Annotated in this window: 11 protein-coding genes and 1 riboswitch; of the genes, 10 read left to right on the plus strand and 1 reads right to left on the minus strand. The window is 33.6% G+C overall.

Annotation, left to right across the window (positions count from 1 at the left end):
- Positions 1-477 precede the first annotated feature (477 nt).
- The 7 genes from HYN56_RS07735 to HYN56_RS07765 all read left to right on the plus strand — a co-directional run bounded on the left by HYN56_RS07735 (position 478) and on the right by HYN56_RS07765 (position 7,581).
- On the plus strand, positions 478-678 hold the full coding sequence (locus tag HYN56_RS07735; protein WP_091493836.1) for a hypothetical protein: 201 nt from the start codon (positions 478-480) through the stop codon (positions 676-678).
- 189 nt (positions 679-867) lie between these two features.
- A riboswitch (SAM riboswitch) is annotated at positions 868-976 on the plus strand.
- Positions 977-1,054: 78 nt separating this feature from the next.
- The gene (locus tag HYN56_RS07740; protein ID WP_240622670.1) at positions 1,055-2,038 is read left to right on the plus strand and encodes an alpha/beta fold hydrolase; all 984 of its coding nucleotides are present in this window, start codon (positions 1,055-1,057) and stop codon (positions 2,036-2,038) included.
- 1 nt (position 2,039) lies between these two features.
- Positions 2,040-4,454, plus strand: coding sequence for a bifunctional aspartate kinase/homoserine dehydrogenase I (thrA, locus tag HYN56_RS07745; protein ID WP_109191649.1), 2,415 nt, complete (start codon positions 2,040-2,042; stop codon positions 4,452-4,454).
- Between the two features lie 196 nt (positions 4,455-4,650).
- Entirely contained in the window at positions 4,651-5,076 is a 426-nt protein-coding gene (locus tag HYN56_RS07750; protein ID WP_091493828.1) for an OsmC family protein, read from the plus strand.
- A gap of 122 nt (positions 5,077-5,198) precedes the next feature.
- A complete protein-coding gene (locus HYN56_RS07755) occupies positions 5,199-6,371 on the plus strand; it encodes a trans-sulfuration enzyme family protein (protein WP_109191650.1) in 1,173 nt (390 codons plus the stop codon).
- A 171-nt stretch (positions 6,372-6,542) separates the two neighbouring features.
- On the plus strand, positions 6,543-7,040 hold the full coding sequence (locus HYN56_RS07760) for an RDD family protein (RefSeq protein WP_109191651.1): 498 nt from the start codon (positions 6,543-6,545) through the stop codon (positions 7,038-7,040).
- Positions 7,041-7,170: 130 nt separating this feature from the next.
- Positions 7,171-7,581 carry an RrF2 family transcriptional regulator gene (locus HYN56_RS07765; RefSeq protein ID WP_109191652.1) on the plus strand — a complete coding sequence of 137 codons (411 nt, stop codon included), beginning with the start codon at positions 7,171-7,173 and terminating at the stop codon, positions 7,579-7,581.
- 78 nt (positions 7,582-7,659) lie between these two features.
- Here the strand turns inward: HYN56_RS07765 and HYN56_RS07770 are convergent, their stop codons facing one another.
- Positions 7,660-8,442 (minus strand): sulfite exporter TauE/SafE family protein, encoded by a 783-nt coding sequence (locus HYN56_RS07770; RefSeq protein ID WP_109191653.1) that lies wholly within the window; start codon positions 8,440-8,442, stop codon positions 7,660-7,662.
- 313 nt (positions 8,443-8,755) lie between these two features.
- On the opposite strand from HYN56_RS07770, the gene HYN56_RS07775 reads away from it, so the two are divergent.
- From HYN56_RS07775 to cysD, 3 genes are all read left to right on the plus strand, one after another.
- A complete protein-coding gene (locus HYN56_RS07775; RefSeq protein ID WP_109191654.1) occupies positions 8,756-9,658 on the plus strand; it encodes a TSUP family transporter in 903 nt (300 codons plus the stop codon).
- 26 nt (positions 9,659-9,684) lie between these two features.
- On the plus strand, positions 9,685-10,395 hold the full coding sequence (locus HYN56_RS07780) for a phosphoadenylyl-sulfate reductase (protein ID WP_109191655.1): 711 nt from the start codon (positions 9,685-9,687) through the stop codon (positions 10,393-10,395).
- A gap of 206 nt (positions 10,396-10,601) precedes the next feature.
- A complete protein-coding gene (cysD, locus tag HYN56_RS07785) occupies positions 10,602-11,501 on the plus strand; it encodes a sulfate adenylyltransferase subunit CysD (protein ID WP_008466601.1) in 900 nt (299 codons plus the stop codon).
- The last annotated feature ends 61 nt before the right edge of the window (positions 11,502-11,562 follow it).

Raw genomic sequence — 11,562 nt, forward strand, 5'->3', positions numbered from 1 at the left:
TTTTGTAATTAAATTCCTGAATATTATTTGTGTAATAAAAATAATAGTTGCATATTTGTTGTACCCAAAAACTACTAGAAATCAAGATGAACTTAAAAGTCAACAAAATGTTTTGTGCCATTTCGGTTATAACCGAGGCTGGGTCGCCTATTGCTTAAATAATTGTAAAACACAATATATTAGTAAAAGCCTCCCAAAGAACATTGGGAGGCTTTTTAATTATAGAAAAATGCAGAATTTAAATAAACAATATAAATCACAGATGAATAAATCCTTACAGATGAACAAGATGTTTACTGTCGCGCTTATTTGCGCACCCGTCTGTTGATACTAAAAGTATAAATGAGTTTGAAAAACTTAAACCCTTTTGGTATCTAAAAAACCAAAAGGGTTTTTTTATTTCATCAAGGGGCTTAACAGAAAAATAAAATAGAAATAAAGATTATAAAACGCAACTTAACTTAAAAACTTAATATCATGAGCACATTGAACTACTTAGCAAAAAAGATTTCTGACTTGAAAGAAAAAAGGACAAGAAGAAACAATCCGCCGCCAACAAACGAATTGGCTCATCCAAGATTTGGAATGAACGAAACGGATAAAAGCGCTGAAAAAAAAGCACCCAATTCTTTATTGTTTTTGATGTATTCAAAAGAAAATGAAACGCTTTTCATCTAAACTGCAAAGCGACATAAACTAGGGTAAAACCTGCTTAATTTTACTGGGCATTTTTGTTCGGTAAATTTTTGCGTATAATAGTTTTTGCTAAAGTAAGTCTCAGAAATTTAACAAACACTTTTAGATAAAATTTGTTTGTTAAAGAAAATAGTAGTTAATTTGCACTGTTAAGTTCAAACACGTATTGAAATGTTATAAAGAAAGGACGAGGGATTAGACCCGATGAATCCTTAGCAACCCTTCGGTAAAACGAAGAAGGTGCTACATTCTACCACGCCCAAACGTGGAAAGATAACAACAAGATTTTTTTCTAGTTTACTCTAGTTTTTTCTTTCTAATATTTCCATATACAAATCATAATACAACAGATTTGAAATTGGAAAATATACCAAACCCTATTATAATTCAGGAATTCATCACAGAAAGTGATGCATCTTATCATGATATACCATTACGTTTTACATTGGCAGGCCAGCCCCTGCACAGTGCGCCAATCGTTTTGGTTAATCACGCCTTAACAGGAAACTCTCAGGTTACAGGCGAAAACGGTTGGTGGAATGACTTAATTGGAGAAGGTAAAACCATAGACACTGCTGTTTATACCATTTTAGCTTTTGATGTTCCGGGAAATGGAACCAATTCTTTTTTAATCGAAAACTATCTTGATTTTACGGCCAGAGATATTGCCAGAATCTTTATCGAAGGTATAAAAGCTTTACAGATTGAAAAACTTTTTGCGATTATCGGAGGTTCAGTTGGAGGTGGAATTGCCTGGGAAATCTTAGCTTTAGAACCAAACATCACAGAAAACCTTATTCCAATTGCGAGCGACTGGAAATCGACAGACTGGCTTATTGCTAATTGTTTTCTGCAAGAACAAATTTTGAATAATTCTTCAAAACCAATCGAAGACGCTAGAATTCATGCTATGCTTTGTTATCGTTCGCCAGAATCTTTCAAAGAGAAATTCCAAAGAACAATCAATCAGGAGCTACTGATTTTTAATATCGAAAGCTGGCTGGCACATCACGGAAAAAAACTGCAACAAAGATTTCAGTTGTCTTCTTATAAATTAATGAATCAGTTGCTTAAAACAATTGATATTACCAGAAATAGTGAAAGTTTCGAAGACTTATTGTCCAAAACAAAAGCTTCAATTCATATCGTAGGAATCAATTCAGACTTATTTTTTACGGCCAAAGAAAATGTCGAAACCTACGAAGAATTAAAGAAATTTAAAGACAATGTTTTCTATAGCGAAATTGATTCGGTTCACGGACATGACGCTTTTTTAATCGAGTACAAACAATTAGATCATTTACTTGCCGACATTTTTAAGGCAGAAACAATAAAGAAATAAAATGAAAGTATTAAAATTTGGAGGTAAATCGTTAGCAAACGGAGAAGGACTTAACAAAGTTGTTTCAATCATTTCTGATAAAGTAAATCAAGGTGAAAAAATTGCCGTTGTAGTTTCTGCACGCGGAAATGCTACAGACGAATTGGAATTTATCTTAAGCATTGCTGCTAAAAACGGCAGTTATAAAGAGTTATTAGAAAACTTCAAAAAATATCAAATATCAGATTATCCACAAGTTGATTTGTCTGAAGAATTTAATGTCTTAGATAAACTTTTTGAAGGTGTAAGTTTAATTGGCGATTACAGCAAAAAAATTAAAGATCAGATATTGTCTAAAGGTGAATTACTTTCAGCTAAGCTGTTGACAGCTATTTTAGTAGAAAAAGGAATTCCAGCCAATTTTGTAGATACAAGAGATTTGCTGAAAACCGATTCTAAATTTGGCGATGCACAGCCTTTAGAGCAGCTTTCTAAGAAAAACGTAGTAAATTATTTTAAAGAACATAACGGAGAAACGGTTAATATAGTTACAGGCTTCATTGGATCTAATAACAACAACGACACAACTACTTTAGGTAGAAATGGCAGTAACTATACCGCTTCGTTAATCGCAAATTATTTAAATGCCGAAGAATTACAAAACTTCACGCATGTAGACGGAATCTATACAGCAAATCCTGATTTGGTTGCCGATGCTAAGAAAATTGAATATTTATCTTTCAACGAAGCAAACGAGCTGGCAAATTTTGGAGCTACAATTTTGCATGCCAAAACGATTATTCCATTATTAGAAAAAAATATTCCGCTTCGTATTTTAAATACTTTTAATCATGAAAACAGAGGAACTTTAATCACTTCAGATTCTTCTAAAGAAGGAATTAAGACGCTTTCTGTTTTAGAAAATGTATCTCTTGTAAATCTTGAAGGACGCGGATTACTTGGAAAAGCGGGAGTTGATGCCCGAATTTTTAAAGTAATGGGAGATCACAATATCAGTGTGAGTATTATTTCTCAAGGTTCATCAGAAAGAGGAATCGGATTGGTTGTAGCGACTGATAAAGCAACTACAGCAGTTGTAGAATTAGAAAAAGAATTCGAAAATGACTTTTATTCTAAAGATGTAAATCAGATTACGGTTACAGACAATGTCTCTGTAATTTCGATTATCGGACAGGATTTAAGTACTTTCCACAAACCTTACACTGCTTTAATTAAAAATAAAATTGTTCCTATTTTATTCAACAATACCGTAACCGGTAAAAACGTGAGTTTGGTTGTTAAAAAAGAGGAATTAAACAAAGCGCTGAACGTTATTCACGGAGAGATCTTTGGAGTTTCAAAGAAAATCAACATTGCGATTTTCGGTCACGGATTAGTGGGCGGAACTTTAATCAATCAGATTTTAGAATCGGCTTCGGCAATTGAAAAACGTAAAGACATTAAATTGAATGTTTTCGCTATAGCGAATTCTAAAAAACTGCTTTTAAACAAATATGGTGTTAATGGCAATTGGAAAAGCGAAATTGAAAACAAAGGTGAAGCTTATACTATAAAAGATATTATTGCTTACGCCAATGAACATCATTTAGAAAACTTAATTGCGATTGACAATACGGCAAGTGCAGCTTTCGTTGAGAATTATATTCCGTTAGTAGAAAGCAGTTTCGATTTGATTTCGTCTAATAAAGTGGCTAATACATTAAGCTATGGTTTCTACAAAGAATTAAGAAAAGCTTTGGCAGAAAACCAAAAGAATTATTTATACGAAACCAATGTTGGTGCAGGATTGCCTTTAATTGATACAATTAAATTATTGCACCTTTCGGGTGAAAATATTACAAAAATAAAAGGAGTTTTCTCTGGAACATTAAGTTATTTATTCAATAATTTCTCTGCAAAAGAGGCGCCTTTCAGCGAAATCTTGCAGGAAGCGATTGATAACGGATATACAGAACCAGATCCGCGTGAAGATTTATGCGGAAATGATGTTGGTAGAAAATTATTAATCTTGGCAAGAGAGTTAGATTTGCAAAATGAGTTTGAAGAAATCTCAATTCAGAACCTAATTCCGGAGCATTTACGTGAAGGAAGCGCTGCCGATTTCTTGACGAAATTAAAAGAATTCGATCCAATTTATGCTAAAATAAAAGCAGATCAACAGCCAAATCACGTGTTGAGATATATTGGAGAATTGTCTGGAGATTTGCAGAATGATAAAGGAAATCTAGAAGTAAAATTAGTTTCAGTTCCAAAAGATACAGCATTAGGTGGATTAAAAGGTTCTGATTCTTTCTTCGAAATTTACACAGAATCTTACGGAGATCGTCCAATCGTTATTCAGGGAGCTGGTGCAGGTTCTGCGGTAACAGCGAGAGGAGTTTTCGGAGATATTTTGAGATTGTCAGACAAAGGGTAATTGATTTTAGATTGCAGATTTTAGACTGTAGATTTTAGATTTACAAGTTTAGTTTGTCATTTCGAGGAACGAGAAATCTCCGCAAGTAGCTCGACAAAGATTGGATTGTCGTTGCGGAGTTACTAACGAAGATTTCTCCCTTCAGTCGAGATAACAAGATTGACAAGAATAAAAAAAATAAAAAAATAACAACACAATGAAAGTAACCTTAAACAGAGTAAACGACGCATTTCATTTCAAAGTAAAAAATGAACGCGGCCACATAGTTGACGTTGATAGCAGAGCCGAATTTGGCGGAAGCGATTTAGGCGCAAGCCCAATGGAATTGGTATTAATGGGCGTTGCAGGATGCAGTGCTATTGATATGATTTCGATCTTAAAAAAACAGCGTCAGGAAATCACTTCTTTCAACGCTGAGGTTGAAGGGACACGAGTTCAGATCGAAGAAGCAAAACCTTTTAAAGAAATCGATGTGGTTTTCTATTTAGAAGGAGAAATCAATCCGGAAAAAGCAAAAAAAGCAGCACAACTTTCTTTCGAAAAATATTGCTCAGTTGCCAAAACAGTTGAACCAACAGCAACCATTAGCTACAAAGTTGTCCTGAATAACGAAGCTTTGTAAAATTAGATAATTAGTTAATTAGAGAAATTAGATAATTTCTTTAGACAGTTTGAATTTTAAGTTTAGTAATAACTTGAAACATTAAACCTGAAACTTCAAACAAAAAAAACAAAAACAACACAATGAATACAGAAGAATTTGGTTTTGAAACACAAGCCATTAGAACACATTTAGAAAAAACGCAATTTCAGGAACATTCAACGCCTTTGTACTTGTCTTCAAGTTTTATATTTGAAGATGCAGAGGATATGAGAGCATCTTTCACAGAAGAAAAAGTTCGTAATATTTACTCTCGTTTCAGCAATCCAAATACAACTGAATTTGTAGATAAAGTTTGTGCAATGGAAGGGGCAGAAGCGGGTTATGCTTTTGCAACCGGAATGGCTGCAATCTACTCTACGTTTGCTGCATTGTTAGATTCAGGCGATCACATCGTTTCAGCAGGAAGTGTTTTTGGTTCGACACATGCTTTGTTTATGACCTATTTTCCAAAATGGAATATTGAAACAACCTATTTTGATATCAATAAACCAGAAACAATAGAAAGTTTCATTAAGCCAAATACTAAAATTTTATACGCAGAAACACCAACAAATCCTGGTGTTGATGTAATTGATTTGGAGTTGTTAGGTCAAATTGCAAAAAAACACAATCTGATTTTAATAATTGATAACTGTTTTGCAACACCATATATTCAGCAACCTATAAAATATGGAGCACATATTGTAGTGCATTCAGCAACAAAATTAATAGATGGACAAGGTCGTGTTTTAGGTGGAGTTGCTGTGGGAGAAGCAGAATTGATTCGTAAAATTTATTTGTTTTCAAGAAATACCGGGCCAGCGATGTCTCCATTTAATGCTTGGGTTTTGTCAAAAAGTTTAGAGACTTTAGCTGTTCGTGTAGATAAACATTGCGAAAATGCTTTAAAAGTGGCTGAATTTTTAGAAAGTCATCCAAACGTTCAAAGTGTGAAATACCCATTCTTGAAATCACATCCAAAATATGAAATCGCTAAAAAACAAATGCGTTTAGGCGGTAACATTATTGCAATCGAAATTAAAGGTGGTCTTGAAGCAGGAAGAAAATTTTTAGATAAAATTAAATTATGTTCTCTTTCGGCAAATATTGGTGATGTAAAAACAATTGTTACACATCCGGCTTCTACAACACATAGCAAATTATCTGAAGAAGATCAGTTAGCGGTTGGAATCACGCAAGGTTTGGTTCGTGTTTCTGTTGGTTTAGAAACTGTAGAAGATGTAATTGCAGATTTAAAACAAGCGCTTTCTTAATTTTAGATTGCAGATCTTAGACTTTAGATTTTCAATTTCTATATAAAGACGATTTTTAATAGTAAGGTTTGCTATTAGGAATCGTCTTTTTTTTATGATTGCTTTTTATGTAAAAAAGCTATTTTTGTCAATAGTGAAGTTTATAGATAATAATTAAAAAACTAAATATACTTGAGCGATTCTACTTATGTTCTACACAAGAAGTTATTGACGTCTGATCGTGATCGTTTTTTTAACTGCATTATTGATTTTGTTTTTATTTCAGTTTTCATATTTGTTTTTTCATTTTTTGTTGTAATTATTGGCAATGTTTTTCAGTGGAATGCTTATGGTGCTTGGGTAGAAATTATGATAAACCTTGGAGTAATAGGAACTTACCTTTCTTTTGCGATAATCTACTACTTGATATTTGAATCTCTTTTTCCCAGAACTATAGGAAAAATTGTTACTGGAAGTATCGTGGTGAATGAAAATGGAATAAAACCTAATTTTGAAATGGTTTGTCTGAGAACTGTGTGTCGTTTAATTCCTTTTGATGTGTTTTCTTTTTTAGGAAAATCGGGAAGGTTTTGGCATGATTCCTTATCAAAAACTTATGTTGTCGAGAAAAATGACTTGGAAAAAGACATGGAAATCTTTTATAATTTAGACGCAACAGGAAGTACATAGAAGTAATTTGATAGAATTAGTAGAATTTAATTTTATTCTGCTGTGATAGTTCAAACAAAAAGCATATTTTTGTTGTTTAATAATTTGTAGATGTTTCATAATCATAACGACTACAATCTAAAACATAAAGATGCTTTCAAAAAAGACAAAATACGGAATCAAAGCTTTGACTTATTTAGCCAGACGCGAAAATAATGAACCAGTACAGATTGCCGAAATTGCGAAAAGTGAACACATTTCGATAAAATTTTTAGAAAGTATTTTACTGCTTTTAAGGAATTCCGGTTTTCTTGGAGCAAAAAAAGGAAAAGGCGGAGGTTACTATCTGATAAAAGACCCGAAAGATATTAGTATGGCAAAAGTCTATCGTATTCTGGAAGGTCCAATTGCATTATTGCCATGTGCTAGTCATAATTTCTACGAAAGATGTGATGATTGTGATGACGAAGCAACCTGTGCAGCTCGTCGATTAATGACTGAAGTTAGGGATAATACACTTAAAATATTAGAAAGTAATTCTTTGGCAGATATTGCTTTTTAGAAATGTTTTAAATCAAATAAAAAAGACCAATTCATTATTTTTTGAATTGGTCTTTCTGTTTTTATATGTTTTTGAATACTAAAATACCAATTTATATCCAGCAAGGAAAAGCATTACTGCAATGGCATTTCTAAGAAATTGATCTGGCACTTTTCCGCTTAACATACTTCCCATGTAGATTCCAGGAAGTGATCCCATCAATAATTGGCCTAATAATCCTAAATCTAAATTTCCCATAGAAGCATGTCCGATTCCGGCAACTAAAGTTAAAGGAACTGCATGAGCAATTTCGGTTCCAACCAATTTTGGGGTTGGTAATAAAGGATAAAGGAAAAATAAAGTTACTGTTCCTAAAGCTCCGGCACCAATTGAGGTTAGAGTTACGGTTGCTCCTAACAAAATCCCAATTCCGATAGTAAGCATGTTTTGAGTGTGACTTTCACTATGAAATTTATCGCCGGCATGTTTCTGTGAAAACTTCATTAATTTCTGTTTGAAGATAATCGCGACAGAAGTAAATAATAATGCCCAGCCTAAGCTTTGTTTGATAACACGATTTATAGTTTCGATATCTGTTTTAATGCTGTGAAGTATCCATAAAGTAACCAAAGCGGCGGGAACACTTCCTAATGTAAGCCAACCTGTAATTTTCCAGTTGATGTTGCCTTTTTTATTGTGTACAAAAATTCCTCCGGCTTTAGTAAATGCGGCATAAAGTAAATCGGTTCCAACGGCTGTTGTAGGCGGTATATTAAAATATAATAAAATAGGCGTCATCAAAGAACCGCCTCCTACACCAGTTAATCCAACAATAAACCCAACTACTAAACCCGCAATGACAAGACCAATCTGAAAATCCATAAAAAAAATTTGGCGCTAAAATAATAACATTTTTATAATTATCCTATAGATTTGGTAGAGATTAAATGTGTATTTTTACAAATCACAAAATTAGGGTGTGCTGTTAAGATTTTAAGAGGCAGTACATAATTTGTTAAATTAATTTACTAATCGTTCTTTAAACATCTTTTATGTTGGTTTAGAGTAGAATAGCTGTTGTAAAAAAATAAATATATTGTTTTGATATTTCGAAATATGTAGTACATTTGCAAAGTAATCTACTAAGCCGATAGGGTAATGGATTTTTAAGAACAAAAAAACAAATTCTTAAAACATGGAAAATGAACTTAAGTTAAACAACACAGCGGTAAAGTCTAATGCTTTATCAAAGGAGAATTTATGGGTTGTGATACCTGTAGTTTTGTTGTTAGGTTTGGTAGCTACACTAATCTATAATCATCATGCAGAGTTTTCTTGGGATGGTTTAGTACAAGGTTTTGATGAAAATCTTTTAGCGTTCTTTTTAATTGGTGTTTTTGCACAATTAGTAGATGGTGCCTTAGGAATGGGATATGGAGCCACTTCAACATCGTTTTTATTAGCGTATGGAGTTCCGCCGGTTGTGAGCAGTACAGCGGTTCACGTTTCAGAAATGTTTACAACGGGAGCGTCGGCACTTTCGCATCATCGTTTTGGCAACATCAATAAAAAATTGGTAAAGCATTTGTTGATTCCGGGAGTTTTGGGTTCTATAACAGGAGCTTATTTATTGTCTGATGTAATTGACGGTGATGTCATTAAGCCTTTTATTGCAGTTTACATGATTGTTTTGGCTGCGATTATCATCAAAAAAGCATTGAAGAAAAATGTTGAGAAAAAGAAAACTAAAAAATTAGGCGTTTTAGCTGTCTTTGGAGGTTTTATGGATTCAGTTGGCGGTGGAGGCTGGGGGCCAATCGTAACTTCAACATTATTAGGAAGAGGAAGAAACCCTAAATATACAATTGGTTCTGTTAATGCTGCTGAGTTTGCGATTTCATTTGCAAGTGGTATAACATTTATGCTTTTTGGAGGTATTCACGGTTGGCAGGTTATTATCGGATTAATTGCCGGAGGAGTTATTGCAGCACCAATTGCAGCATTTTTAGTAACTAGAATTAAAAGAAAACCAATGATGATTGCCGTTGGGATTCTAATTATAATATTGAGTTTAAAAACATTATCTAAATTATTGTAAAAGATAATTTTAGAAAGGAGAGATTTATGAGTGCGAGTATTGTACAAGAATTATTAGAGAAAACTGCAGCTCTTTCGCTTGACGAAACCTTAGTTTTTTTAGCAAAAGAATTTCCGGGAAAAGTAACTTTTTCGACTTCTTTCGGTCAGGAAGATCAGGTAATTACCGATTTCATTGCAAAAAGTAATACAGATATAAAGGTATTTACTTTAGATACAGGAAGATTATTTCAGGAAACGTATGATGTTTTTCACAAAACATTGAAAAAATATAAAAGACCGATTGAGGTTTATTTTCCGGAAGCGGCATCAGTTGAAAAACTATTGCAGGAAAAAGGTCCTAACAGTTTTTACGATTCGGTAGAAAACAGAAAAGAATGCTGTTTTATTCGAAAAGTTGTTCCATTAAGAAAAGCTTTGGCAGGAAACTCAGTTTGGATTACGGGATTAAGAGCCGAACAATCAGAAAACAGACACGATTTAAATCTGTTTGAATACGATGGAAACTTCGAAATCATAAAATTCAATCCGTTGTTAAAATGGACTTTAGAAGAAGTTGAAACGTATTTGTCAGAAAACAATGTTCCACAAAATGCATTGCACAAACAAGGTTTCGTAAGTATTGGATGTGCACCTTGTACCAGAGCAATTTTCCCAGGCGAAGACATCAGAGCCGGAAGATGGTGGTGGGAATCAAGCCATAAAGAGTGCGGGCTTCACAGTGCGAAAAAAGAATAAAGAATAAAGAAGCAAGAGCAAAGAAAATAGAATATAGATTTAAAGTTCCGAAGGAACGATCCATATTGTAGTGCCGGATTTTAATCCGGGGGAGATTAGCGAGAATAGAATATAGAATATAGAATAAAGAGTGGAGATTTTAGATCAGGCAACTTGAAACCTGAAACTTAAAACTTGAAACTCACAAAATATCAAACAAAAAAACAATGAGTTCAGTATTAAAAACAAACGCTTTAGAGAGTGAAGCGATATACATTTTCAGAGAAGTAATTTCACAGTTTGACAAACCGGTTTTGCTTTTCTCAGGAGGAAAAGATTCTATTACATTGGTGCGTTTAGCGCAAAAAGCATTTTTCCCTGCTAAGATTCCGTTTCCTCTTTTGCACGTTGATACGGGACACAATTTCCCTGAAACAATCGCTTTCAGAGATAAATTAGTAGAAGAATTAGGTTTAGAGTTGATCGTTCGTAATGTTCAGGATGCTATTGATGAAGGAAAAGTGGTGGAGGAAACTGGAAAATATTCAAGCCGTAACAGCTTACAGACAACAACACTTTTAGATGCCATTGAAGAATTTAAGTTTGATGCTTGTATTGGAGGCGCACGTCGTGATGAGGAAAAAGCAAGAGCTAAAGAACGTATTTTCTCTGTTCGTGATGATTTCGGACAATGGGACGAAAAAAATCAGAGACCAGAGTTGTTTGATATATTAAATGGAAAAATTGAAAATGGTCAAAACGTTCGTGTTTTCCCAATTTCAAACTGGACAGAATTAGATGTTTGGAGTTATATCGAGAAAGAAAAAATCGAGATTCCGTCAATCTATTTCTCACATAAAAGAAAAGTTTTTTTGAGAGACGGTTTAATCTGGTCACATTCTCCTTTTGTGTACCAAGAAGAAGACGAACAAATCGAAGAAAGAATTGTTCGCTTCAGAACCGTTGGAGATATGAGCTGTACAGCAGCTGTTGAATCTTATGCAGCAACAATCGAAGAAGTAGTTGGAGAAATTAGATCATCAACCATTTCTGAAAGAGGAGCCAGAATCGATGATAAACGTTCTGAAGCTGCAATGGAGAAAAGAAAACAACAGGGATACTTTTAAAGATTGTATAATGTATGAAAGTATATTGTAAAACTGTTTTACGATATACATTTTATAAAAA

Source organism: Flavobacterium crocinum (assembly GCF_003122385.1).
Classification (GTDB): Bacteria; Bacteroidota; Bacteroidia; order Flavobacteriales; family Flavobacteriaceae; genus Flavobacterium; species Flavobacterium crocinum.

Excerpts from the sequence above, each read along its gene's own strand:
- HYN56_RS07735 (WP_091493836.1), top strand. The coding sequence starts at position 478 with ATGAGCACATTGAACTACTTAGCAAAAAAGATTTCTGACTTGAAAGAA.
- thrA (WP_109191649.1), top strand. The coding sequence starts at position 2,040 with ATGAAAGTATTAAAATTTGGAGGTAAATCGTTAGCAAACGGAGAAGGA.
- HYN56_RS07750 (WP_091493828.1), top strand. The coding sequence starts at position 4,651 with ATGAAAGTAACCTTAAACAGAGTAAACGACGCATTTCATTTCAAAGTA.
- HYN56_RS07755 (WP_109191650.1), top strand. The coding sequence starts at position 5,199 with ATGAATACAGAAGAATTTGGTTTTGAAACACAAGCCATTAGAACACAT.
- HYN56_RS07765 (WP_109191652.1), top strand. The coding sequence starts at position 7,171 with ATGCTTTCAAAAAAGACAAAATACGGAATCAAAGCTTTGACTTATTTA.
- HYN56_RS07770 (WP_109191653.1), bottom strand. The coding sequence starts at position 8,442 with ATGGATTTTCAGATTGGTCTTGTCATTGCGGGTTTAGTAGTTGGGTTT.
- HYN56_RS07775 (WP_109191654.1), top strand. The coding sequence starts at position 8,756 with ATGGAAAATGAACTTAAGTTAAACAACACAGCGGTAAAGTCTAATGCT.
- HYN56_RS07780 (WP_109191655.1), top strand. The coding sequence starts at position 9,685 with ATGAGTGCGAGTATTGTACAAGAATTATTAGAGAAAACTGCAGCTCTT.
- cysD (WP_008466601.1), top strand. The coding sequence starts at position 10,602 with ATGAGTTCAGTATTAAAAACAAACGCTTTAGAGAGTGAAGCGATATAC.